Source organism: Celerinatantimonas marina, assembly GCF_046054165.1.
Taxonomy (GTDB): Bacteria; Pseudomonadota; Gammaproteobacteria; order Enterobacterales; family Celerinatantimonadaceae; genus Celerinatantimonas.
The window spans coordinates 1-24,853 of the sequence record NZ_JBFNXK010000009.1; the positions used below are offsets into that span (position 1 = coordinate 1).

The 24,853-nt window shown below is 46.7% G+C and carries 18 protein-coding genes and 1 pseudogene; 8 read left to right on the plus strand and 11 right to left on the minus strand.

The window, feature by feature from the left end; genetic code table 11:
- The 5 genes from ABUE20_RS11215 to ABUE20_RS11235 all read right to left on the minus strand — a co-directional run.
- Positions 1 to 512 (minus strand): hypothetical protein (locus tag ABUE20_RS11215; RefSeq protein WP_408620018.1); only part of this gene is annotated, 512 nt, incomplete at its 3' end.
- 26 nt (positions 513 to 538) lie between these two features.
- Positions 539 to 1,582, minus strand: a complete 1,044-nt coding sequence (locus ABUE20_RS11220; RefSeq protein ID WP_408620019.1) for a hypothetical protein — start codon at positions 1,580 to 1,582, stop codon at positions 539 to 541.
- Between the two features lie 26 nt (positions 1,583 to 1,608).
- The gene (locus ABUE20_RS11225) at positions 1,609 to 2,652 is read right to left on the minus strand and encodes a hypothetical protein (RefSeq protein WP_408620020.1); all 1,044 of its coding nucleotides are present in this window, start codon (positions 2,650 to 2,652) and stop codon (positions 1,609 to 1,611) included.
- A gap of 13 nt (positions 2,653 to 2,665) precedes the next feature.
- Complete coding sequence (locus tag ABUE20_RS11230; protein WP_408620021.1) at positions 2,666 to 3,709, minus strand: hypothetical protein; 1,044 nt, start codon at positions 3,707 to 3,709, stop codon at positions 2,666 to 2,668.
- Entirely contained in the window at positions 3,710 to 5,884 is a 2,175-nt protein-coding gene (locus tag ABUE20_RS11235; protein WP_408620022.1) for a hypothetical protein, read from the minus strand. It abuts the gene before it with no gap.
- Positions 5,885 to 6,244: 360 nt separating this feature from the next.
- Here ABUE20_RS11235 and ABUE20_RS11240 point away from each other — a divergent pair, with 360 nt between their 5' ends.
- Entirely contained in the window at positions 6,245 to 6,562 is a 318-nt protein-coding gene (locus ABUE20_RS11240; RefSeq protein ID WP_408620024.1) for a hypothetical protein, read from the plus strand.
- A 427-nt stretch (positions 6,563 to 6,989) separates the two neighbouring features.
- Here the strand turns inward: ABUE20_RS11240 and ABUE20_RS11245 are convergent, their stop codons facing one another.
- Positions 6,990 to 7,217 carry a Cro/CI family transcriptional regulator gene (locus ABUE20_RS11245; RefSeq protein WP_408620025.1) on the minus strand — a complete coding sequence of 76 codons (228 nt, stop codon included), beginning with the start codon at positions 7,215 to 7,217 and terminating at the stop codon, positions 6,990 to 6,992.
- A gap of 81 nt (positions 7,218 to 7,298) precedes the next feature.
- Between ABUE20_RS11245 and ABUE20_RS11250 the strand changes: the two genes are divergently transcribed.
- The 3 genes and pseudogenes from ABUE20_RS11250 to ABUE20_RS11260 all read left to right on the plus strand — a co-directional run.
- Entirely contained in the window at positions 7,299 to 7,967 is a 669-nt protein-coding gene (locus ABUE20_RS11250) for a S24 family peptidase (RefSeq protein ID WP_408620026.1), read from the plus strand.
- Positions 7,968 to 8,690: 723 nt separating this feature from the next.
- Positions 8,691 to 9,080 (plus strand): TetR/AcrR family transcriptional regulator, encoded by a 390-nt coding sequence (locus ABUE20_RS11255; RefSeq protein WP_408620027.1) that lies wholly within the window; start codon positions 8,691 to 8,693, stop codon positions 9,078 to 9,080.
- Positions 9,081 to 9,347: 267 nt separating this feature from the next.
- Positions 9,348 to 9,509 (plus strand): annotated as a pseudogene (locus tag ABUE20_RS11260) (IS256 family transposase); the annotation flags it as partial.
- Positions 9,510 to 9,518: 9 nt separating this feature from the next.
- Here the strand turns inward: ABUE20_RS11260 and ABUE20_RS11265 are convergent.
- A complete protein-coding gene (locus ABUE20_RS11265) occupies positions 9,519 to 13,457 on the minus strand; it encodes an OTU domain-containing protein (protein WP_408620028.1) in 3,939 nt (1,312 codons plus the stop codon).
- 777 nt (positions 13,458 to 14,234) lie between these two features.
- Between ABUE20_RS11265 and uhpT the strand changes: the two genes are divergently transcribed.
- The 4 genes from uhpT to uhpC all read left to right on the plus strand — a co-directional run bounded on the left by uhpT (position 14,235) and on the right by uhpC (position 19,285).
- Entirely contained in the window at positions 14,235 to 15,635 is a 1,401-nt protein-coding gene (gene uhpT, locus ABUE20_RS11270) for a hexose-6-phosphate:phosphate antiporter UhpT (protein WP_408620030.1), read from the plus strand.
- 135 nt (positions 15,636 to 15,770) lie between these two features.
- Positions 15,771 to 16,382: a response regulator transcription factor UhpA gene (uhpA, locus tag ABUE20_RS11275; RefSeq protein WP_408620031.1), complete on the plus strand. Its 612-nt coding sequence runs from the start codon at positions 15,771 to 15,773 to the stop codon at positions 16,380 to 16,382.
- Positions 16,379 to 17,947 carry a signal transduction histidine-protein kinase/phosphatase UhpB gene (gene uhpB / locus ABUE20_RS11280; RefSeq protein WP_408620032.1) on the plus strand — a complete coding sequence of 523 codons (1,569 nt, stop codon included), beginning with the start codon at positions 16,379 to 16,381 and terminating at the stop codon, positions 17,945 to 17,947. The genes uhpA and uhpB overlap by 4 nt, the downstream gene beginning before the upstream one ends.
- A 12-nt stretch (positions 17,948 to 17,959) precedes the next feature.
- On the plus strand, positions 17,960 to 19,285 hold the full coding sequence (gene uhpC, locus ABUE20_RS11285; protein ID WP_408620033.1) for an MFS transporter family glucose-6-phosphate receptor UhpC: 1,326 nt from the start codon (positions 17,960 to 17,962) through the stop codon (positions 19,283 to 19,285).
- Positions 19,286 to 19,400: 115 nt separating this feature from the next.
- Here the strand turns inward: uhpC and ABUE20_RS11290 are convergent, their stop codons facing one another.
- From ABUE20_RS11290 to ABUE20_RS11305, 4 genes are all read right to left on the minus strand, one after another.
- Positions 19,401 to 21,044: a methyl-accepting chemotaxis protein gene (locus ABUE20_RS11290; RefSeq protein WP_408620034.1), complete on the minus strand. Its 1,644-nt coding sequence runs from the start codon at positions 21,042 to 21,044 to the stop codon at positions 19,401 to 19,403.
- Between the two features lie 302 nt (positions 21,045 to 21,346).
- Entirely contained in the window at positions 21,347 to 22,948 is a 1,602-nt protein-coding gene (locus ABUE20_RS11295; protein ID WP_408620035.1) for a gamma-glutamyltransferase family protein, read from the minus strand.
- Between the two features lie 67 nt (positions 22,949 to 23,015).
- The gene (locus ABUE20_RS11300) at positions 23,016 to 23,897 is read right to left on the minus strand and encodes an ABC transporter permease (RefSeq protein ID WP_408620036.1); all 882 of its coding nucleotides are present in this window, start codon (positions 23,895 to 23,897) and stop codon (positions 23,016 to 23,018) included.
- Complete coding sequence (locus tag ABUE20_RS11305; RefSeq protein WP_408620037.1) at positions 23,897 to 24,841, minus strand: ABC transporter permease; 945 nt, start codon at positions 24,839 to 24,841, stop codon at positions 23,897 to 23,899. The genes ABUE20_RS11300 and ABUE20_RS11305 overlap by 1 nt, the downstream gene beginning before the upstream one ends.
- Positions 24,842 to 24,853 lie beyond the last annotated feature (12 nt).

Here is a 24,853-nt window from a genome sequence, read left to right on the forward strand (position 1 = left end):
TGCACATCTCCGGGTTGAATCGGATACTCGGCTGCCACTGACTTTAAAAATGCCTGAAAGTCATCCCGCTCAAACAGGTCGTGGGGAACGGTATAACGCTGCTTCATAATACTATTAAACTTGATGACTAATGGCCGACTGCCATTACCAATACTCCAATTAAGGCCCGCTCCCATCCAAATATCTTCGCCTTTTATCAAATTATCGAACCCCATATCTTTAGCCCCCCCCTGCTCGGGAGGCAAACCGAAGCGTGGCCGGGTTTTTAACAACCAATCAGCCGCCTCTAGAGGAAGCGATAATTCAGGTAAACAGACCCCGTCAGGCTCCCATACAAACCAAGTCATATGAGTCGCATTGCGAAACACTTTTAACGCTAACGGCATCGGCTTTCCTCTGGGGGTAAAATAAGTATATTCCGCATCAAAAATTTCATGCTGATCGTCAGGGATCACTCCATTACAATCAAAGTTGATCACTTGCTCCGGCGTTATCCGATATTTTTTAACCATTATATTTAGCCATGAAAGCCCTGAGTCTATCCCGCTGCTTCGGCCGCTTTATCCCGAGCTATCCGCGCTTCGTTCTCCGCACTGATGATCACCATAACCTTCTCCCAGACCTGATACGGAACCCCGACGGCTTGGGGTTTCTGACCATCGCTATAACGATGCCGCGAGTGATTCTCTAACCACACCATCGGATTATTGGGGTCATATGAGGGAACCAGACGGTAGTTCATCCTTTCATAATCCGCTTTAAATCGTCGGTTAAATTCAGCCTGCTTCGGAACTTCCGGCAACACGTCATCCCAAAAGTTGGCCACGCCATAAAGCGCTCCCTCCTGAAATTCCAGCTGCTGGCGCTCCTGGGTCATTAAATCCAGGGTCTGGATAAAAAACTCATAATCCGCACGGCGATAGAGCGCCACATACCGCCATGGCTCTTCGGCTGAAAACGACCAAAGTCCCAAACGCACTACGTCCTCCGGCAGCGCATAAGGGTCCAGCAATCCCGCCTGCCACAGCGGCGGATTGACATAGTTATAATCAGCATCACCAGGGAAGCTCTGTACATCCCCCGGTTGGATGGGGTACTCAGCCGCAATCGATTTTAAAAATACCTGAAAGTCATCCCGCTCAAACAGATCATGGGGAACGGTATACCCCTGCTTCATAATACTATTAAACTTGATGACTAATGGCCGACTGCCATTATCAATACTCCAGTTCAGACCTGCCCCCATTAAGACCCTTTCTCCTTTAACTAAATTGGCGAACCCCATTTTTTCCGTTCCCCCCTGCTGGAGTGGCAAACCGAAGCGTGGCCGGGTTTTTAACAACCAATCAGCCGCCTCTAGAGGAAGCGATAATTCAGGTAAACAGACCCCGTCAGGCTCCCATACAAACCAAGTCATATGAGTCGCATTGCGAAACACTTTTAACGCTAACGGCATCGGCTTCCCTCTGGGGGTAAAATAAGTATATTCCGCATCAAAAATTTCATGCTGATCGTCAGGGATCACTCCATTACAATCAAAGTCGATCACTTGCTCCGGCGTTATCCGATATTTTTTAGCCATTATATTTAGCCATGAAAGCCCTGAGTCTATCCCGCTGCCTCGGCCGCTTTATCCCGGGCTATCCGCGCTTCGTTCTCCGCACTGATGATCACCATCACCTTCACCCAGACCTGATATGGAACCCCGACGGCTTGGGGTTTCTGGCCATCGCTATAACGATGCCGCGAATGATTCTCTAACCACACCATCGGATTATTGGGGTCATATCCCGGGACAACCCGATAACGCATCGATTCATAATCGGCACAAAACTCTCTGTCTTGGGTCGGGCTCGATTCGAGTCGCTCAACGGTTCCACACCAAAAGTTGGTCACGCCATAGAGCGCTCCCTCCTGAAATTCCAGCTGCTGGCGCTCCTGGGTCATCAAATCCAGGGTCTGGATAAAAAACTCATAATCCGCACGGCGATAGAGTGCCACATACCGCCATGGCTCTTCCGCTGAAAACGACCAAAGCCCCAAACGCACTATGTCCTCCGGCAGCGCATAAGGGTCCAGCAATCCCGCCTGCCACAGCGGCGGATTGACATAGTCATAATCCACTTCATCGGCAGGAATTTGCACATCTCCGGGTTGAATCGGATACTCGGCTGCTACTGACTTTAAAAACGCCTGAAAGTCATCCCGCTCAAACAGATCATGGGGGATGTGAAAACCTTGTTTAACTTTACTATCAAATTTATGAACCAGAGGTCGGCTACCATTACCAATACTCCAATTAAGGCCCGCCCCCATCCAAATATCTTCTCCTTTTACAAAATTGGAAAATCCCATTCCTATCGCCCCCCCTTGCTCTGGTGGCAGGCCAAAGCGAGGTCGGGTTTTGAGCAACCAATCAGCTGTTTCTAAGGGCAAGGTTAATTCAGGAAAAGATGGTTCATCGGATTCAAGATCAAACCAGGTCATATGGGTCGCGTTGCGGTACACTTTTAACGTTGACGGGATCGGCTCCCCTCTTGGGGTATAAATAATGTAATTAGCATAAAAAATTTCATGTTGATCGGCAGGGATCACTCCATTACAATCAAAGTTGATCACTTGCTCCGGCGTGATTAAATATTTTTTAGCCATGAAAGCCCTGAGTCTATCCCGCTGCTTCGGCCGCTTTATCCCGAGCTATCCGCGCTTCGTTCTCCGCACTGATGATCACCATCACCTTCTCCCAGACCTGATACGGAACCCCGACGGCTTGAGGTTTCTGGCCATCGCTATAACGATGCCGCGAGTGATTCTCTAACCACACCATCGGATTATTGGGGTCATATCCCGGGACAACCCGATAACGCATCGATTCATAATCCGCACAAAACTCTCTGTCTTGGGTCGGGCTCGATTCGAGTCGCTCAACGGTTCCACACCAAAAGTTGGTCACGCCATAGAGCGCTCCCTCCTGAAATTCCAGTTGCTGACGCTCCTGGGTCATCAAATCCAGGGTCTGGATAAAAAACTCATAATCCGCACGGCGATAGAGTGCCACATACCGCCATGGCTCTTCCGCTGAAAACGACCAAAGCCCCAAACGCACTACGTTCTCCGGCAGAGCATAAGGATCCAGCAATCCCGCCTGCCACAGCGGCGGATTGACATAGTTATAATCAGCATCACCAGGGAAGCTCTGTACATCCCCCGGTTGGATCGGATACTCGGCTGCCACTGACTTTAAAAATGCCTGAAAGTCATCCCGCTCAAACAGATCATGGGGAAGAGTGTAGCTTTGTGGGAAAAAATCATCGAAATCTTTATCGATAGGTCGACTACCATTACAAATACTCCAATTAAGACCCGCCCCTATCGAAATTCTTTCCCCTTTAACCAAACTCGCTACTCCCATTCCTTTGGGTCCACCCTGCTCGGGTGGCAGACCAAAGCGCGGGCGCGTTTTTAATAACCAATCAGCTGTTTCTAAAGGCAAGGTTAGATCAGGAAAAGATGGTTCATCAAATTCAAGATCAAACCAGGTCATATGAGTCACATTACGATACACTTTCAAAGTTGCAGGTAGCGGTTTACCTCTTGGGGTATAGACGATATATTCCGCATAAAAGATTTCATGCTGGTCGGTTGGAATCTCGCCATGACAATCAAAATAAATATCCTGCTCCGGCGTAATCCGATATTTTTTACTCACTTAATGTACCTTTTTCTTAATTAAATTATCTGCACCATCCACCATCTTCTCGATCGTTTTCGGGTTTTTATCCACCATAAAGATCTCTGGGGCTCCATATTGACGATGGATCACACTATCGGTTGCTGATATTTCACTCTTATAACCGATATATCGGGTGAGCCCATTACCTTCCCATACATCGAACACCCCATATTCTTTTTCAACAAGGAAACGAGCAATAAAAGTTGATTGATCAAATATCGAATCAGGATACAGATTTTTAGCATATACCTTTAAAAACTTAGCCTTATCCCAAGCAATCTCTGGTAAATTTGCCCGTCCTTGACGATATTCTTTTATATATTCCTTAGAAAAAGCCTTTCTGATCATCGCCTCAGAAATCTCATAATCCTGAAATTTATCAAGAGGGTTATCTAATATAAACTTGGTCATATTTTCATTCGTAGGGCTGAAGAGAAAGCGGGTTTTGGGAAGCTTGGGCTGCCTGAAAATAAACAGATAATGGTTTCCATCCGGATGAAAGTACCCATCAGAAATACCTAAACTACGACGAAGCAAATCGGCTCTGGAATCATCATTTTTCACGTACTCAAATTTAGTGGTCCAGCAGGTCATCGGTTTTTCTGGCAGAATCCGCCCCAAACCATTTTCAGCAGCAAATGCATCGGCAGTGCTCGGTTTATAGAAATCAGTCACCAGCCGCACCATCCACTCACCTTCTTTGGCCGACAGGCCCTGATTAACCAACGCCGTTAACTGCTCATCATCCAGTAACACCGCTGAGCTACCGTAATTTTTGATGTTTTCAGCGGCATCAGCAAGCACTTGCTCAATATCCGACTCTCCCATTGCTGTCGTGATCTTGGGCAATACTTTAAATGGTGGTGCCAGTTCCACCACTGGTTTAGGCTTTTTACTTAACAACTTGGCTGTTCCGCCTTCCACCACCTTCACTTCGGAGGCTTCGCGGGAGAATTCCGCATCCAGATACGCTATTTTTTTGGCAGCCATTGACACTTGATCTACCAACGGCGCTAGTTCATCCCCCAACACTTCAGGTTGTTCGGTCAATATTGCCAAAATGATCCCAGGGAGCATCCCCCCAATAAAGTAGGCCCCCTGATGGTCGCTATAGAGCGGATAATGATCAAAAATATCTTTCACCTGAGCCGCAAAATCAGTCAAAACCGGCCAAGCCTGCTTGTCATGCCAGAGCCATTTTAGAACCTCGATCCCTTGCGAAAGGCCATTTTCCACTGACCGCGCAATCTCCAGATTTTCATCAATGGGATGCAATAGCAATCTGCGTGGATAATCACCCAATGTGGCGACTTGTTTTGTTAAATCCCAGACACTGGCCACAAATCCCCCCAAGCCTTTGAGCATTCCATCGGCTCTAATTTCGGCTCCAACCAACGGCTTTTTAAACCACGGAGCATCATCATATTGACCCTGAAGCGCCGCAGCATCTTTGCGCATTGTAGTAAGCAGCGCTTGAGTGGCTGTTTTTAAAATATCCAGATTATGCTGATATTGTTGTGACAGGTCTTCCGAATGATGGGCATAAGCTTTCATTCCTGACGAGATCTGAGACTGTGCTTGATAGAGTGTCCCTCTGCTGTAATCAAAAGGGCCACATTCCTCAGCACTTTGCGCTGAGGTTCCCAGATAGCATTGAATACTTTGTTCGGCCGGACGATTTAAAAAGTCCCGATATTCGACCCACGTTAATAAGGGCGTTTCTTGTGGAGGCGTTCGAGGCTTTTTCTCAGAAGGCTTCTCTGGCATCGCGGGGCTGGGAGGCAGTGAATCGCTGGACCGGGCGGTTCCTCGAAATGCCCCGAATTGCGGGGGTCTATCCGATGATGCGGATAAAAAATGCGTTGCCGGGTTCATTGGATTACTCGTAACGACAGCGATAGAGTAATTATCGATTTTTTCTTCCAGCCATCGGATTAACTCCTGTTTTGCCGTGGTTCCCGATCGCTCGACGAGCAATTCACGCAGTCCGGAAACACTCTCTATGCGCTCAGTTTGTAACGCTTCACGGATCACGGCTTTGGCAAAAAACGGGGATTCAACATGCTCAAGTTCATCCTGGCTGGTTACACCATCTAGACGAACTATTTTTTTGGCATCGAAAATAGACACAGTTAATAATGCTTTTATCAAAATGAAGGCGTATCCTACCATCCACTTGGATGGAGCGCATCATTTTTAAGCCATAAGAACTAATTCTTAAGTACGATAGTCAGACCATCCACTTTATAAACCCAGTCATCACAAAATTCTTTCCTTTTCCAGAGAAGTTCAAATAAATCAGGAGTGACAACAGCTTTACTGATAGGATAAATCAAAATTCAGAGAGAGATTTCGGCCCCTCGGACCCTTCTGAATTTCATAAGAACCACATGAATACTGCCTTTATAAGGTGGGGTAGCAGCCTGTTTATTTACCGTAGCCATTAAAGCCGGGACGATCAATCTGCTGGGCTTCTGGCTCGGTCAGACGATTCCTACGTTCTGGGTACCATTGGCATTTGGCGTCGTTGCCGCTTGTATGTCTTTGTTGGCCAGTATGTTAGGCGTGGTCACTCCGGTACTATTCCCTCTGGTTCCAGCGATTGCCCAACATCTGATGATAAATCTCATGGTGTTGTTTATCTGCATTGTGACCGGGACTCAGGCGACTTCCATTTCACCGTTTTTTTCAGGAGGGAGCCTGTTATTGGGCGCTTGTCCGGATGAACAGAAACGGCATTGTTTATTTTCGCAGTTGTTGCTGCGAGCTGCACCGCCCGATTTTATCGCTGCACTGGTATTTAATTTACTCTTTGCACTGATTTACTAATCATGCCTCACAACAGACCGCTGTTTATTTAAAATGCCGCAGTCTATTCATCGTGTTGAAATGTCATCTGAACGAGTAATACTTCACCTTTTCCAACAGGATCTGAGCCTGATTTATCCATTCCTAGACGATATTTATCACATTCAAAATATATCCTGCCCAAAATCTATACTGGATATTTCTGTTTTTCACTGTCGATATATCACCTTTATAATAAAGGAATGAGAGCAAAATTAGCTGATCAATAACCAGACCTGTTGATAACCTTTAGCTGTTCACTTAACAATCGACCATCTTTAAAAAGCTCAGGGATGCCAAATTATCAATCTGGATGATATCCATACACTGGCACGACAATCGATTGATTTTATGGCTCAATAATTCATTTAGCCCCATGAAATCGAGCTATAGCTCCTCTGTCCGATCTTTATTCCGGTGTTGTCTTTTGAGGCTTAACAAGCCTATTTTGCGCAAGTTCCAGATGATAAAACGAAGGGTCATAAGGCAGTTTCCCCTGTGTTAACAATGCCAGCCGCAGTGCCTGTTTTTCAGGGATCACCTCACCCCACTGCGATACAGACGCCGGATGGATCCCCAATACTTTCGCGACCTGAGAAGGCGTTTTGAAAAATTCAATGACCTGTGTTTTTTTCACTGACACACTCCTTTGTCATTTAGCTTTTCTTAAACTCATTATTTAGAGAAACTTTAGAAAAGTCAATTTAAGATAGCTTAAATGAAAACCTTATATGATCGACTCAAGCATTGCCGCAGCAATGCCAAACTTACACAACAGCAGCTCGCCAAAGCTGTTGGTGTCAGTCATGTAACGATTTCCCAATGGGAACGGGGCGATACCACGCCTAAAGGCAGTAACCTCTACAAACTAGCCAAGGTACTGGATTGTTCTGCCGAGTGGCTACTTTATGGACAAGAAGCACCGGTTAATCTCCTTCCGGCAACAGAAGTATCCACGCCTTTCCCATCGTTTGAGTGCCCACTGGTAAGTTGGCAACAAATTGGCAATATCCATCAAGTTCAAGAAGAACTCCCTTCCCGACCGAAGTTTAGTTGTCCGGTTCCTTGCAGTACATCAACCTTTGTCCTTCAAGTTCAGGGCGTTAGTATGGAACCAGAATTTCAGAGTGATGATCTTATTTTTATTGATCCCAAAATCACGCCACAGCATGGTTCTTTTGTGATTGTTCGATTGGCCGGACAACACGATGTGATTTTCAGGCAGTTAGTCGTTGAAAATGATCGCCACTATCTAAAACCCCAAAATCCAAGCTGGCCGGATCCCATTCGTCCCCTATCGAGTGCCGATACAGTGCTCGGAACGCTGATTTTTGCCGGGCGTCCTTATCCGCCGATTAATTTCACTAAAAAGTCTTTTATCAGTTGATTTTTTATTTAGCTTCTCTTAAATTAAACATTGTAAGAAAACAAAAACAGCGATCAGCCATTTCAACTTGGCGTACGCCGTGAAATAGAGTGATTGGATGGAGATAGCCTAGAACGGGTATCGCATTGGCGACAACGATTGATGCAGATTTAATAACTAAACGCGCCTTCAGATCATTGACCTGATGAAAAGAGTGTCAATCCGTAAAGAGAAACGCAAACGAAGTTCGATAACAAGATAGGTAGATCGATCATAAACAAGGTAGATTGATAACAAAGTAAATCGATAGCGAACCCGGGAAAGCCCCCTTTCAGATCGCTACCGAGATCATCACCGTTGTCGCCACTCATATCCATCCACTCGGCTCACGTACCACCAAGCGATCACGGTCTGATAATAAAAGAATTTTTATAAAATAATAACTAAACTAAAGCGAACAGCTAGACTAGATTCAGAGCCAAAGAGCATAACCCAAGTCTATTCGAGCGCCCTCTTAAACAATAGAAGAGATAAAAAAGAGAGAGGGGTAGCAAAGGGTTAAGGTCAAAAAAGAGGGTCAACATGGGGGCACTTCCCCCAGACAAAGCAAGTACAAGCCATGCTCTATGTATGCCACAGACCGACTCGTATCGATAGGTCAGTCTGGATACTCAGGTATTCAGTCATTCATAATAAATCATTCGTGCACCCGCTATTGCGAGGATCAGCGAAGGAGTTTCGTATATGGAAAACCGGTTAAAACATCGAACAAGGTTACTTCCGCCAGCCCGCAAAAAAGGACTGCTACAATCTGCCTATCAGATTGCCCAACAAGAAGGATTAACCGCAGTCAATCATCATTCAATCGCCAAAAAAGCCAATATTTGTACAGCGACCGTCTTTCGTTATTTCAAGACCAGACCCGAACTCAATAAGGCCGTTCTGGAATATATTATGGTCCATCAAAAGCCGTCTTTACTGCGCTTAGAGGCCGAACTGGCTTGGCTTCGTCAGACTCAGCCTCCGGAAACGCTCCATCAGCTAGAGCGACAAATTCCCTGGGATATCTATTCGCTGCGCCGCTATATCCAGCCCAATCAGCACGTTGGAACCGTGCAGACAGAAATTGCCTGAATTCCATGCAGTTCATTCAGCCCATCGGTAAGAAAGGAATAAAATTTCAGCCTAATTGATACGGTCAAGTCTAAATCGAGTTACAACAAAGTATTAAAGTCTCATACCGGTTGTAACTCACTTTTGGACAGAAATGAGCTAAGAATTGAATAGTAACTAGCTCATTTCAGATGAAAATATATATGGGAAACATCTAAAACGGTGGTCTATTTTACTCAACCACTCCAAATCTAACTAAAAGGTGTCTAGGAAATCAGTGGCGATTCCAAAAAACGGAAGCTGTTCCCAACAGATGAATCGGCAAGAAAGGTCATCTTCTTAGCGATCCAGGAAGCGTCCAAGAGGTGGATAATGCCCATCAGAAACTGGCGACAGGCCCTGAACCGCTTTATGATTATGTTCGAAGACAGACTGAGTGATTATATGTAACCCCGACAATTACACAGAATTATTTATAGTCTCGACTTTGGATACGGCAGTGTAGTGATTATGACCATTGTAGTGCACATATACCGGCTTTGGATCATTGGATTCCGAGTCTATTTTTGCGCTGGTTTCTAGTAAAAATTGACCCTGAACTATGATGCGGATCGGACGGTCTATAACCAACGGCATAATGTAATCAACTATAAAATCCATTTCCGGATAGTCCCATTTTTTATCTTCCAAGACTTTGGCGCTTAAGGTTTCGACGTCTTGTATATTCAAAGCCTGGTAGGCTCTGTAGTCAACGGCCGACTTAACAGAAATATTGTTGTCAGGTGCCAACTCGTCTTTTAGTTTCTTTGAGCAAGCACAGCGCAAAGCCTGAATCGTTTCTTGGTTCGATTTAGCATCGATGTTTATTTCGTTAAAGCCGATCCCCGCTACGCTCAATTCAAGATCATCAGACTGGTGTTTAATCGAACGCAGAATACTGTCGAAAAAGCAATTGCCCGAGCTATCGCTGTTGTTGTCTAGTTCGTAAGTTACATTGAGTTCGGTCGTGTCATCGTAAAGAAGTGGCAGCAGTTCATAGACTTCGCTCTCTTTAAACTGATAGCCAAACTGTTTGGTCAAAGCCTCACAAGCACTGACTGCTTTGGTGATGCGCTCTATTGGATTCGTCGTAGTCTGGCGGATGTTCTCGTATTCTTCACGCAGTTTTTGCATCGGTGAGTTGCCGCCTTTGCCGATGAGGTCGAGGATCGACAATTGCGTCATCATTTTAAGTGCCGTAGCCACGTCTCCCTTGTTTTCAAGGTAATGCCAGACCAGCAACTGAGCTGCAACCAGCTGGCTTTTTTCGCGGCCGATATGCAACTGTTTTTTGCAGTTGTCGGCTAGCGTACCGTGAGCAACTTTAATATCCAGAGTTTCACCTAGGTAGGCTAGGTGATCGAGCGGTTTAAGCAGAGAGCTGATTGTATTGTTATCCAATTTCAAATTGTGTAACAAACCACAGCTGGTCAACATGGTCTTGGGGTCTAATGCGGTATCGCTGTCGATGAACTTTTCTTCTTTTGCATTGGCGTCCGGTAGAGTTAATGTGTCCCAGTCCGGGATCTTGAGCATCCAATTTTTCATTCCGAGCAAACTTTTGAGCAGCCAATCTCTTCTTTTACTCATTGCTTGGACAAGCCTGTCGGTTAAGCTGAATTTGCTCAGATTTGCCGGAGCCCACCAACGGGTACCATCATGTTCATTGAACTTTACTTTGAATAAATCGAAGTGTAGATTGATGGTTTGTTCGAAATTATTCTGTTGTTTAAGTAGCGATACGTAACCTATCAGCAGCGGATCCTCAAAAAGTTTCCAATCGTTAAATTGGTCTACTGACGAAAGAATGTGATCGCCATTACACTTCACCTTTGAGGGAATGGAGGCCAGTGTATAATCCCAACCGATATTATGATAATAGAAATAAGCTGAACTGAGCAAACTGTCAATTATACCGATAAGAACCTCGTCATACTTGGGTTTAGTTGGTTTAATTAAAGACAAATCGCTCATTTTCAGCTTCTGTTTTTCTACTCCCACCGAGCTGGATTGACTTTGATGTTTTGGGGTAAGCGGAGACTGTCCCTTTAACTTGCCGGCCGCTATCGTACTCTTCTCGCAAGGTTGTTTCATAGAGTTAGGATCCTGGAATTGCTGCGCATTGGGCTTTTGCTGCAAAGGGTTTATCTGTAGTGCGACGTGCGTGTTTAAATCAGAATGTGTAATGCTTCCTTTGATTGGTAGTGCATTAACATCTCCTTCGCTAGCGATTGCATCACTTGTCTCCGAGAGGGGGGCGGTCGGTTTGGGGTTCGGCGAGCGGTATAGCAAAGGAGTATTGTAGGTACCGAAACGGATCTCCAGCATGGAGATGTACATCGCCAACGGAAACAGCAATCTGGCGGCAAAATCTTTGCTTTGACTACGCCAGCTGTATACTACTTTCAATGCCTGTAATGTCGATATGGCGTATCTTCCTGTAGCATTGCCGGCTGCTCCCCAGCTTTCTGTTTTGTCCGATAGTTGCAGGTTGTCGAGAATGCCTCCTTGTATTAGGGAGCCAAGTTGGCCGCCGATTTCCTTACCATATGCGTAACAATACGCTTTGTACGTGAGCAGTTGGTTGACCGTGTCACAATAACTTGAATCAACCACAGTTTCGTAGTTTTGTAAGTTCATTAGGTTTTTTAAGATTAAAGGGATTATGGTCATCGACTTGATGTCGATTTCTACCTGTTGTAATTCCGGTTGTTCAAGTATTTTATTAATAGCATCGACATGAGGTTTATAGATAGGCGAATCAAAATACTTCAAGACATTGGGTAATAAATTACCCAGTAAGTTCCTGAGGCGATTCCTATCCGCTTTTTGTAAAGATTGTGTTCCCCCAACATTTTTCATCAAATACTTACACTCTTTATTAAAAGATTCCATGGCTATGCAAGCTTCGTCTTTTCGTCTTTTCTCGTCTGGGATCATTAATTCAAGGTAGAGCTGTCTGGCGTTTGGTTTTAGGGTGTTAAGCATTTTGTGGTAGGCGGTATCGCTCAATTTACCTGGCAACAGATTATTATAGCTGTTTTTAGATATCTTTTTCGCAAGCTCGAAGTTGTAAGGTTGTGGAGCTAGTTTGCCGTCCTTGCAGAAGATCAAATCACGATACACGCCGAGCTTGTACTGCAAGTGTCCTTCATATTCGCTTTTCCATTGTGTATTTTGGATTGTTTTTCCCAAAGCCGATAAATAAAAATTGTGTGTGCCCGCTTTATATAACCGTTCCAGGATCTTCAAATTCTCATCCGTCGATTTGACAGCCTGTATTTGTACCATTTTGGCTTGGATGAAGGGTTTGATAGTAACCCCGGCAGTAGTGCTCACGTCAGTATCTATTTCCCTGTAAACTTTGTATACGTTTCTTATTACTAACTCCAGGGCGTCGACAAAGGATTCTTCGTCGAAAGAACTGTCCTTCGCTTTTCCGTCATCACCTAAAGGCGTGACCATTATCTGCAGCGAATCGCTGGCAACATACTCATAGCTAGTCGTTTGGTCTCCCAATTTGTTTAGTCGAGTCACTGAGGTGATTAGTTGTTTCTCGTTGTCAGAGCATTCACTTTCCGACTTTGCTTTGGCGGCTATGTATTGATTTTTGAACTCCGACGGATTGGAGATGTTGCCAACGTCCAGAGAGTCAATAAAACGGCCGATTACTTGATTTTGGATAGACATTGTGCTTGTTTCGTATATTGAAGACTCCAATTGGCTATCCAGGGCATAATTGCTGCTGTCGGTACCATTGCTGAATGTCTGAGTGGTGTTATTAGAAAGAACTTTATCGCCGTTTTTGAGCTCCGTGAGACCGAAACTGAAGTCACCCGAGTCGGTTACACCCAGAGTATATTTAGCCGTCAAAGGCAGTTTTGAATTAATGCTGAGCGTGGCCTGTTGAGGTTTTTGATAGTCGGGCGCGAAATTGCCGTCTACCCGATAGGTCAGACCGTCGGTTCCCATAACGGTCGCGGGTGCGTTAAGGCTGTTTTGAAAAAAATGATAGGCCAGTTTTTCGACAATATTGTCACTTTTTCCCCATTTATTCACTCTATTTTCTACAGTTGAAGACCAATTGACCAACTGCGAAGGACCGAAACTGCGCAGAAAATTAAATGCTTCATCCGGGTTATCTACCATAAAACCGTTGATAAAGCTTCTGAAGAAAGGACCGCTGGCATAAGGCGCGGGCAGCAACATGGCCATAGCTGAAACCATACGAAACGCGCCTTTGATGCGCTTGTCTTTTACTACTGCCTCTCGGGATGCATAGTCGACATGAGATGAAGCCCATTGTAATCTACAATCCAGTTTTTCTAAGCTGCGTGCAATTTTTTGAATCGGAGCCATTATTGATTTGCCTCTTGCCTTATCAAGGATAGTGGCAATCATAGCAACTATGGCAATTTGAAACTTGGTTAAAACTACTGAGGTATGAGGGTAAAGACTTGCTTCCTGCTATCCATTACTTTTTGTATCTCAAAACTAGCAAATCCCCCGAAATACAATTCGACCTGTAGCTAATTATGGGGCAGAAACGTGCTAGTAGTATCAGTTCAAACTAGAACGACAATGGACATTTTCGATTTAAAAATGGCAGCGTACCAATGGAACACTGTCATTCCAGTATGAGACTTTATACATCTCCCACACCACCGAACAGGTTAAAACTAAGGCTGAAGTGAACGTTGCTGTCAATTCTGTCGGGCCCCTGAGTCGATAGACGGCAAACTACGCTTCATTCCGATTCAATGCACTGGGCTATTTGCTATTTGCCATCGGGCTCCCTGTAAATGATCGAGATTGGCTGACTTCACTGGCATAACGGCCATCACCAAGGGACTCATATCACGTCAAGTCGATTGGATTTCAGCGGTTCACATTTATTTATAAAAGTGTAAATAATTGCTGTTCGCTGCCATTTAAGTCTTTTCAAGACAGATAATCGCTAATGACCGAGAGTGACAGCTCTCACAGATCTTCACCAAGAGGGCCCATTCTAGGAAAAATTCCTAGTTGAACTAGGTCATGCTCTCAAGCCAAATTCCAGCTCGCTCCATACACTCTCCCGGTAACAAGCACATGCTGATGCGCTGTTTTGATATCGACGAAACGATGAGGGCCATTATGATAAAATTACTGCAACAAGTCCGTAGACCCACGCTGGATCTGCCTCCCGCCACCCGTAGAAAAATGTGGGTTATGCCATTTATACGTTCCTACCTGGTGGTTTTTGTTTCCTACCTGGTGATGTATCTGATCCGCAAAAACTTCAATATTGCACAAAACGATCTGATTCATGACTATGGCATGAGCCTGACGCAACTGGGGACCATTGGCCTGTGTTTTTCCATTACCTATGGCATTGGTAAAACGGCAATTAACTATTGGTGTGATGGCAAGAATTCAAAAAACATTTTACCGATGAGCCTACTCCTTTCCGGTTTGTGTATTCTGGGATTTGGGCTGGTAATGGGCCCCAGTGTCGGTGCCTTTTACATGATGGCGGGGCTGTATGCGCTCAGCGGACTTTTCCAGTCCACCGGGGGATCGAATTCCTATTCAACCATTACTAAATGGACCAGTAAGAAAAACCGTGGGACATTTTTAGGTTTATGGAATATCTCACACAACGTGGGTGGTGCAGGCGCGGCCGGTGTAGCCCTCTTTGGAGCTAACTATTTATTTGATGGCAATGTCATCGGCATGTTTATTTTCCCGGCTTCGATTGCCATTATCGTTGCGCTTATCGGCTTTTTTATGGGAAATGACAGCCCTGAGTCCTATGGACTCGGAACCGCTGAAGAGATTTTCGAAGAGGCGATCTCGGAGGAAGACCAAGCCGTCAGTGACGCCAAACTCTCGAAAATGGATATTTTCAAGAAATACGTTTTATTCAATAAAATTATTTGGTTATTGTGTTTTGCCAACGTATTTTTGTACGTCGTCCGGATCGGAATTGACCAATGGTCGACCGTATATGGCTATGAAGTTCTCGGCTTCGATAAAGAAACCGCAATCTCGGGTTTTACCATGTTTGAAACCGGCGCACTGATTGGCACCTGTTTGTGGGGATTTTTATCTGATTTAGCCAATGGTCGACGGGGAATGGTCGCTTGTATTGCGCTGATCGGGATTGTGATGACTCTCGGTTTTTACCAACATGCCCATAGTATTTTTGCCTATAAAGCCTCATTATTCGCGTTAGGTTTCTTAGTGTTTGGCCCACAGTTGCTGATTGGCGTTGCGGCGGTTGGTTTTGTTCCTAAACAGGGAATTGCCGTAGCGGATGGGATCAAAGGGACATTTGCCTATTTAATCGGGGATAGCTTTGCCAAGTTAGGCTTAGGGATGATTGCCGATGGCACGCCGATTTTTGGCCAAACCGGGTGGTCCGGGACGTTTACAGCGCTCAATACAGCAGCGATTGTTTGTTGCGCCATTATGGCTTGTGTCGCCATTGCCGAAGAGACTAAAATCCGCCGTCTCAAACGGACCGCTAAACTCGCAGATTTAGCATCATCATAAGTGGTATGAGGTTATAAGCCATCTGCAATTAAGGCCATTTCTCACAATGGCCTTGTCGGTAGATTTATATAATAAAGGGGCATGACATGAGCCGCCATAAAACCAACCGAAGATATGACCACAGATAGGACGCATATGATTAAAGTATCGTTGATCGATGATCACATTATTGTTCGTTCGGGATTCGCTCAGTTGATCAATCTGGAGCCGGACATCGAAGTGATCGAGGAATATTCTTCTGCGGCTGAAGCCCGCCGAGGACTCCCCGGCTCACAGACCCAAGTGTGTATCATTGATATTTCCATGCCTGATGAAAGTGGCTTATCGCTCTTAAAAAATATCCCGGCCGGCATTCTTTGTATCATGCTCAGTGTTCACGACTCTCCGGCGATGGTCGAAAAAGCATTGGAATATGGGGCTCGAGGTTATTTGAGCAAGCGTTGCAGCCCCGATGAGCTGATTCAGGCGATTCGAACCTGTATGCAGGGTGGATGCTATTTAACCCCTGATGTGGCCCAAAAACTCAGCTCGCCTACAGCCTCCGACAACCCGATCCAACAATTAACCAAACGTGAAAAACAGGTCGCTGAGCTACTTGCTCAAGGGCTTAGTGTCAAAGTCATTGCAGCCGAGTTAGGGCTCAGCCATAAAACGGTGCATGTCCATCGTGCCAATGCGATGAGCAAATTGAACGTGAGCAATACGGTCGAGTTAGCCAAATATTTTAATGAAGACTCGTTTGTGTGATCGATTCTATCCATATGCGTCATTACTGGATGATCACCCTCTGCTCGATATTTATTTTTGCCTGTAGTTGGTTCTGCTTGTGGGCTATCGCCTATTATTTTCTCCATGATCCGGTGATGGCAATGTTGCTCTTTCCGTTCGCTCTGCGACTGGGGATCATCATCCATAGCCCTAAAGCCTATTGGCTGCCCCTGTATTTGATTGAATGGAGCATCATCGCTTATCTCGGCCTGATACTTCCTATCGCTCACTGGCCGCTGATCCTGTTACTCAGTTTGCTCAGCCTCCCGATAAGCTACCTTTTTCTGCCATTTTATCATGGCAAGCAGTGGCAAAAATTAGGCGGAAGTGGCTTGTTAATTCTCGCCATTGCCACACTCAATATGATTCTGCTTGCGGGTGAAGCCCTCCCCTTGGGCCAGTACTGGCTGGCCAGCGCGACCGGAGGCATGATGCTCGTTCCGAGTTGTTATTTAATCTGGAGCTATATTTTTGAGCGGGCCTGGGTCGCGATCAGTATTGCCTTGATCCATCATAAAATTTCTTTTCGTTCCCGCCATATCATGTGGTACGGCCTATTGTTCATTCTGAATATTCTCATTCAAGTCGGATTGCCGGCCGAGTTCCGCCGCTTTGCCCCATTTTGTCTGGCGATCCCCATTATTTTGCTGGCATTTCGTTATGGTTGGCAGGGCGCTCTGTTGGGGACGCTGTTAAATAGTATCGCGTTGATTGCCATCAGTAGCGGCTATGCCCAACAAAGCAGCGAGATCAATCTGGAAACGACGGACCTTCTTCTCTCGCTGATGGCCCAAACATTAACCGGTATTTGTCTGGGCTTGGGGGTGCAACGCCAACGAGAGCTCAATCAGGATCTCCGTGCAGAATTAACGCGTAACCACAATTTAGCGCGTCAATTGATTAAAACTGAAGAATCCGTTCGTCGCAGCATTGCCCGCGAGTTACATGATGAAATCGGCCAGAATATTACTGCGATTCGCACCCAGTCGAACATTATTCAACGTGTGCAAAAATCGGGGCCAGCTTATACCTGTGCCAACATGATCGAATCACTCTCACTGAATGTTTACGACACCACGAAATATCTTCTGGCGCAACTTCGCCCTAAAACGTTGGATGATTTAGGATTAAAAGAAGCTATTCTGCAACTGATTCGAGATATGGAATTTGCCCGGCTGGGAATTCAGGTCAATGTTTACTGGCATTGTGCTCCCCAAACTCGACCATTTTCACAGTTGAATGATGTCACCCAAGTCACACTCTATCGCATTACTCAAGAAGCCCTGAACAATGCCTTAAAGTATGCCAAGGCACATCAGATCATCATCCATATTCATCTCGACCCGCACCAGATCCAGATTTCCATTCAAGATGATGGCAAAGGCTTTGTTCCATGTTCCAATCAAAACGAGGGCTTTGGTCTACAAGGTATGCGGGAAAGAGTGCAGGCGCTGGGAGGGCAACTCACGCTACGAAGTGATCCCATCGAGCAACATCCCAACCACCACGGCACTCAGTTATGTGTGCAATTGCCCATCATTTAACCCGAGGTTGTCATGTTTGGTTTTCTCCGATCAGGACCTGAATATAATGCTCACTCCCCGCAACACGAAATTGCGCAGCGTTATCGGTATTGGCGATTTCATATCATGGTCAATATGTACATTGGCTATGTGGCTTTTTACCTGACCCGTAAAAGCTTTAACTATGCCGCTCCGGATATGATCGCCGATCTCGGGTTAGATAAAAGTGATATTGGGTTGATGAGCACCGCCTATTACATCACTTATGGGCTCTCCAAGTTTTTTTCCGGGATTTTATCCGATCAATCAAACCCTCGTTATTTCATGGGGATCGGTTTAATCATGACTGGCATCATCAATATTTTCTTCGGATTAGCGCAATCGTTGCCAATTTTTATCGCGCTTTGGGTGGGAAATGCGTTCTTTCAGGGATGGGGATGGCCGGCCTGTTCCAAGTTATTAACGACCTGGTATGCGCGATCGGAACGAGGGCTTTTTTGGGCGATCTGGAATACCACCCATAATGTTGGTGCGGTCGTTATCTATTTAATGGTTATCATCGTGGCCACTCACGATCACTGGCGCAACGGGTTTATTGTGCCGGGAATCATAGCCATTGTGGTGGGGCTTATTCTCACCTATCGATTACGAGATAAACCCACCACACTAGGATTACCAACCATTGGTCAATGGCGACAGGACCCTATTCAACTTGAACAAGAGAACTATAAACCCAATCTCTCTTTTCGAGACATTCTGCTGCATTATGTCTTGGAGAACAAATACCTCTGGCTACTTGGCTCCAGTTACATTCTGGTTTATATCGTCATGGTCGCCATCAATGACTGGGGAAATCTTTATCTAATCGAGCAAAAAGGCTACGACCTCACCACCGCTAATGCCACATTGACCCTATTTGAATTAGGCGGGTTTATCGGCTGTCTGGTCGCCGGTTGGGGATCTGATGTGGTTTTTAAAGGAAACCGAGGACCCATGAATCTCATCTATTCCATCGGGATTTTTATGTCGGTCACGGCGTTATGGGTAATGCCCCTAAATGATGTGATTTTCCAGGCAACGTTGTTTTTCTGTCTCGGCTTTTTTGTCTGCGGACCTCAAATGTTAATCGGCATGGCAGCCGTCGAATGCTCCCACAAAAATGCAGCCGGAGCCGCGACTGGGTTCGTCGGATTATTCGCCTATATCGGTGCCTCGATTGCAGGCTACCCGTTAGCGCTGGTGTTGGATAAATTCCACTGGAATGCTTTTTTTGCGATTATCTCATTATGCGCTGCTGGCATCGGTTTACTGCTTTTGCCATTTCTGCAGGCTCAATTTCCAGCCCATGATGAGTCATAGCATCCCCCCTGTTAGGGGCCCAAGAACGGGCCCGAACCAGCAAACGCAGCTGGCTTAGATTCGTGTTGAGCCACCACGGCAAGCTCTTCGTTAAACCCACGATGGAGTGCTTGTGTTAGATCACTTTAAACACTTTAAAGCTATCCATGAGTTTCTGACTGTTCGCCATCAGCTCTGCACTTGTTTCTGAAATCCGTTGGGCCTGGACCACACGTTGCTCACTGTTATCGGCAATACTATGCAGATGCTGGTTAATTTCACTGGTCGCCTCGGTCTGCTGACTGCTGGCATGGGAAATATGCTGGTTAATTTCCAGAATGGCCAGCACCTGATGGCGAATTTCATCTAAGGTCTCATGGGCGATATCGGCCTGTTTATGGGTGATTTCCGATTGTTTTTGTGTTTCCTGCATCGACTGTGACAATGCTTTAGAACGTTCCTGAAGATGAGAGATAATACTTTCAATTTCGTCGGTACTGCTCTGAGTTCGAGTAGCTAAGGTCCGAACCTCATCCGCAACCACCGCAAATCCGCGTCCCTGCTCACCGGCCCGGGCTGCTTCAATCGCAGCATTCAATGCCAGCAAGTTGGTTTGTTCAGCCACGCCTCGAATCACTTCCAGCACCGCCCCGACTTCTTCGGTTTCTTTGGCTAATTGCAAGGTGTTCTCTTCGGTGGTCGATAAGGCCTGGATCAGTGAATTCATATACTCAGATGTTTCACGGATCACCTGCCCTCCTTGCTCACTTTTCTCATGCGCAATCTGCGCCGCATGTTCGGCATTTTCCGCCGCTTGTGCCACTTCCTGATTCGAAGACAGAAGTTCGGTCACGGCTGAAGCCACACTATCAACCGAACCTTTTTGTTCCATCGCTTTGGTGGTTGCCATTTTAGAAACTTGGCTTAAACCACTCGCCGACTCAGACACACTATGCGAAATCGGTGCGATCGACTGTAATGCCTCACTAATGCGATGGGCGAACCGGTTAAACGCTCGGGCAATCTGAGTGAATTCATCATTGCCTTCTTCAGGTAACCGCTGTGTCAGATCACTATCCCCCTCAGAGATATCTCTCAGCGCCAGCAACGTTTCCCGGCACGGTTTGGTAATACTGCGCCCAATCACGATCGAACACAGCATCAATAAGATCACGGCACCAATCTCAAAGGTCAGCATGCTGGTGATGCGTTTATTAATAATGGCGTGTACGTCATCCACATAAACCCCGGTACCGATAATCCATCCCCAAGGTTGAAACAGTTGGACGTAAGAAACTTTTTCCACAGGTTGGTCTAACCCAGGTTTAGGCCACATATAGTTGACAAACCCACCGCCACTTTGGCGGGTCACTTGGATCATGTCCATAAATAACAGTTTCCCGTTCGGATCTTTAACTTGAGACAGATCCTGTCCATCCAGCTTCGGCTTCATCGGATGCATAATCATTTTGGGGCTCTGATCATTGATCCAAAAATAATCATTTGAGCCATAACGCAGGGTTTTGATGGCGGCAATCGCTTTTTGCTGAGCACTCTCTCGCGACTCACCCCCCTGTTGTTCCATCTGATAAAAATGTTCCAAAATGGTGTAGCTTGTTTCAACCAGCTGTTGTGTCTTAACCCTTTTTGCTTCCATTAAATCATTCTGATAATCATGAATAATTAAAATAAAAGGGATCAGCAACAAGGCAATTGTTGCAACTAACAACAAGAACAAACGTGTGCGAATCGAACTCAACCGAAAAAAAGATGAGAGCATGGTTGTCTACCTCAAAGCAATCATGACCAACGAATATTCTTTAGTTATAGCAGAGCCCGCCAAAACTGCCGGATCATGCCCTTTTTTTGAGACATAAATAGTCATCCACATCATGAGGATAGGCATACCATCAAAAAACGGCAGCCCAATGAGCCGTCATGACACGCGTAGAAGAGATAGGCTCATGGAAATAACAGAATAACCATGGCTGACCCCGAGTATTGCGCTCAGAGATATCACCGCCATAGTTCATCCAGAAGGATTCATCCGCGCCATCGCTGACGCGGACGGGTATACAAAACCTAAAAAGCCACCGCCTGTCCATCTTTGCGCGATTCACTCGCAGCAATGTAATGTCCATCCGGATGACGATAAATCGCCTGCGCTCCGCCGTAATCGTAGCTATCAAAAGGATCACTGATTTCAATCTGGTGCCCCATGGCCCGTAAGGCGGCAATAACATTGCGATCCATCGTCGGCTCGACTGTCACGTGACGCCCTTTAACGACTTTCCAGCGAGGCGCGTCAATGGCGGCCTGCGGATTTTGCCGATGCACCATAATGCGTAGCGCCATCTGCAAATGCCCCTGAGCTTGCATCGGGCCGCCCATCACCCCAAACGACAGTAACGGCTGGCCCTGAGCATCTAATGCAAAAGCCGGAATAATGGTATGCAGTGGTCGTTTATTCGGTCCGACCTGATTGACGTGCCCGGGTTCTAAAACAAAACCACAGCCTCGGTTTTGCAGGCTGATCCCGGTACCGGGAACCACCACGCCAGAACCAAATCCCATATAGTTGGATTGAATAAACGACACCATCATCCCTTGCTCATCAGCGCAGCTGATATAAACGGTTCCCCCCGGCTGCGGCTCTCCGTACGTAAAATCACCTGCCTTGTTGGGATCGATCAGCGCCGCACGCGCTTTCAAATATTCATCATCCAGCAAGGCTTCCGGTTTCACCCGCATATGTTCCAGATCGCTTACGTGCTGATCTAAATCTGCCAGCGCCAGCTTCATGGCTTCGATGCAAAGATGATGGCTGATCGCCGAATCCACAGCATATTGCTCGATGTGCAACTGTTTTAAAATTCCCAGCGCAATCAGCGTGGCAATTCCCTGACCATTGGGGGGTAATTCATGAACACTGCCCCCAACAAATGGCACCGAAAGAGTCTCTAACCACTGGGGCTGATGGTTGGCTAAATCCTCCAGAGTTAATGCGCCACCGCGCTCATGACTGCAAGCAACCATCTGCTGCGCCAGTTCGCCCCGATAGAAAGCGTTCCCTGCGGTTTCAGCGATCAATCGCAATGTTCGCGCCTGCTCAGGATGTTTAAACAGCTCTCCCGCTTTCGGGGCATGCCCATCTATGGTAAACGCTTCTTTAAATCCCGGTTGATGGCCGTGTTTTTGCACGCCCTTAGCCCATAGCCGCGCAATTAACGGGGTGACCACAAACCCTTGTTCCGCATACCGAATAGCAGGTTCGGCCACCGTGGACAAAGGCAGTTTCCCATATTTTTGATGTAGGGCTATCCAACCAGAAACGGCACCGGGAACCGTTACGGAGTCCCAGCCGGTTTCCGGCATCTGCGTATACTCTTTAAAATACTCCGGTGTCCAGGCGGCTGGTGAACGGCCACTGGCATTAAGCGCAGAGAGTTGATGGCCATCCCAGATAATCGCAAACGCATCACTGCCAATCCCATTACCGGTGGGCTCAACGACCGTCAACGTCATGGCGGCTGCGACCGCAGCGTCGGCGGCAGTTCCACCCAGCGCCAGCATTTTTAACCCGGCTTGTGCGGCCAAAGGCTGAGATGTGGCAACGGCATTTTTACCCATAATAGGCGCTCTAAATGAAGCGTAACCGCACGCATAATTTAATTGATTTTGCATATTATTATTTTCCTTAGCCACTATAGCGCTTGGTTGTCGTAATCATCAGCGCTGAAGTGATAGCCTTTTAGTTCGAAGAGCGCGGATCTAACGCATCGCGCAACCCATCGCCTAATAAATTAAATCCCTGAACCGTTAAAAAGATGGCGATGCCGGGGAAAATCGACATCCAGGACGCTTGCTCTAAAAAGCTTTTAGCCGTATTGAGCATGGCGCCCCAAGAGGGCGATGGGGGTTGCTGTCCCAATCCCAAAAACGATAAGCTGGCTTCGGTAATAATGGCTGAAGCGATGGCCAGCGTGGCTTGTACCACAATCGGCGACAACACGTTCGGAAGTACATAGCGGATCATAATCCAGCGATCCGGCAACCCAATGGCTCGAGCGCCCTGAATATATTCTTCATTTCGAATATTTAATACCTGTGCTCGAGTAATGCGGGCAAAGATCGGCATCACCGACACACCAATCGCAATCATGGCATTCGTCAGGCTCGGCCCTAAAAAGGCCCCAAGCGCAATCGCCAATACTAAAAAGGGACACGACAACAACGCTTCAATCACGCGACTGATGATGCCATCCCAAATGCCTCGCCAGTAGCCAGCCATCAATCCCAGTGGGACCCCGATAGCCATTGCAATCAAAACCGACACGCAGCCAGCCAGTAACGATGCCCGAGCGCCCCAGATCAACCTTGATAAAATGTCACGCCCCAACTCATCGGTACCCAGCCAATGCGCGGCATCCGGAGCATGGCGCACGGCCATGAAATCGGCTTTCACGGGGCTGTAAGGAGCCAGATATGGCGCTAATATAGCGAGCATCAAAAACACCAGCACAATCACAGCCCCGACCATCGCACTACGATTGGCGACAAATTTTTTGACGCCTCGACTTTGCCACCAGTGCCACGCATCCGGGTCCAAAACAGATTTTGCCACAGTTGCCATTAGCCATTCCTCAATCGGGGGTTAATCAACACGTATAAAACATCCGCCAGCATGTTGAGCAGTAAAAATCCGCTGGCGACGACCAGAACAACCCCTTGCACCACGGCATAATCCCGGTTAAAAACGGCATCGACGATCATCTTGCCAAACCCGGGGATGGTAAAAACTTGCTCGGTCAATACCGCCCCGCCCAGCAATTCCCCAAACAATAAGGCTGTCAGCGTCACAATGGGGATCAGCGCATTGCGAAACGCATGCTTGAGGATCACCTGATGCGGCAGTAGCCCTTTGGCCTGCGCGGTACGGATATAGTCGGATTGTAAAACCGATAACATCGAGGCCCGGGTATGGCGCATCAACGTCGCTGACAAGCCGGTTCCCAATACAATGGCGGGCAAGATCAGTGAGCGAATGTTGGCCAGCGGTTCCTGCCCAAATGGGACAAAGCCCGAGGCCGGCAGCCATTTGAGCTTCACGGAAAATAGCAAGATCAACAACACTCCCAACCAAAAATTGGGGATCGATATTCCCGAAAGCGCCACAAAATTAGCGCTGTAATCCAGCCAGGTCCCTTTTTTAACCGCCGCTACAATGCCCATCGAAATCCCGATGAGCAGTGCAATAAGCATCGACAACAGCGCGAGTTCCACCGTAACGGGCAACTTTTGCTGGATCATAGCTAAGACCGGTTGATCGGTGCGCAGTGAGATCCCTAAATCCCCATGAACGGCCCGTTCCAACCATCGAATATACTGGGTTGGAATCGGGTCATTGAGGTGATATTTTTCACGCAATGCGCTAATCACCGCTGGATCGCGCTCTTCCCCGGCCATCGCTAAAACCGGATCGCCCGGGAGCATTTTTTGCAGCGAAAACACCATCATCGAGACCAACAACAAGGTCGGGATCGCCAACAAAATACGCTTACCCATGATCTCTAGCATCCGTATTCTCCT

Excerpts from the sequence above, each read along its gene's own strand:
- ABUE20_RS11220 (WP_408620019.1), bottom strand. The coding sequence starts at position 1,582 with ATGGCTAAAAAATATCGGATAACGCCGGAGCAAGTGATCGACTTTGAT.
- ABUE20_RS11225 (WP_408620020.1), bottom strand. The coding sequence starts at position 2,652 with ATGGCTAAAAAATATTTAATCACGCCGGAGCAAGTGATCAACTTTGAT.
- ABUE20_RS11250 (WP_408620026.1), top strand. The coding sequence starts at position 7,299 with ATGAAAACCTTATATGATCGACTCAAGCATTGCCGCAGCAATGCCAAA.
- ABUE20_RS11255 (WP_408620027.1), top strand. The coding sequence starts at position 8,691 with ATGGAAAACCGGTTAAAACATCGAACAAGGTTACTTCCGCCAGCCCGC.
- ABUE20_RS11265 (WP_408620028.1), bottom strand. The coding sequence starts at position 13,457 with ATGGCTCCGATTCAAAAAATTGCACGCAGCTTAGAAAAACTGGATTGT.
- uhpT (WP_408620030.1), top strand. The coding sequence starts at position 14,235 with ATGATAAAATTACTGCAACAAGTCCGTAGACCCACGCTGGATCTGCCT.
- uhpA (WP_408620031.1), top strand. The coding sequence starts at position 15,771 with ATGATTAAAGTATCGTTGATCGATGATCACATTATTGTTCGTTCGGGA.
- uhpC (WP_408620033.1), top strand. The coding sequence starts at position 17,960 with ATGTTTGGTTTTCTCCGATCAGGACCTGAATATAATGCTCACTCCCCG.
- ABUE20_RS11290 (WP_408620034.1), bottom strand. The coding sequence starts at position 21,044 with ATGCTCTCATCTTTTTTTCGGTTGAGTTCGATTCGCACACGTTTGTTC.
- ABUE20_RS11295 (WP_408620035.1), bottom strand. The coding sequence starts at position 22,948 with ATGCAAAATCAATTAAATTATGCGTGCGGTTACGCTTCATTTAGAGCG.
- ABUE20_RS11300 (WP_408620036.1), bottom strand. The coding sequence starts at position 23,897 with ATGGCAACTGTGGCAAAATCTGTTTTGGACCCGGATGCGTGGCACTGG.
- ABUE20_RS11305 (WP_408620037.1), bottom strand. The coding sequence starts at position 24,841 with ATGCTAGAGATCATGGGTAAGCGTATTTTGTTGGCGATCCCGACCTTG.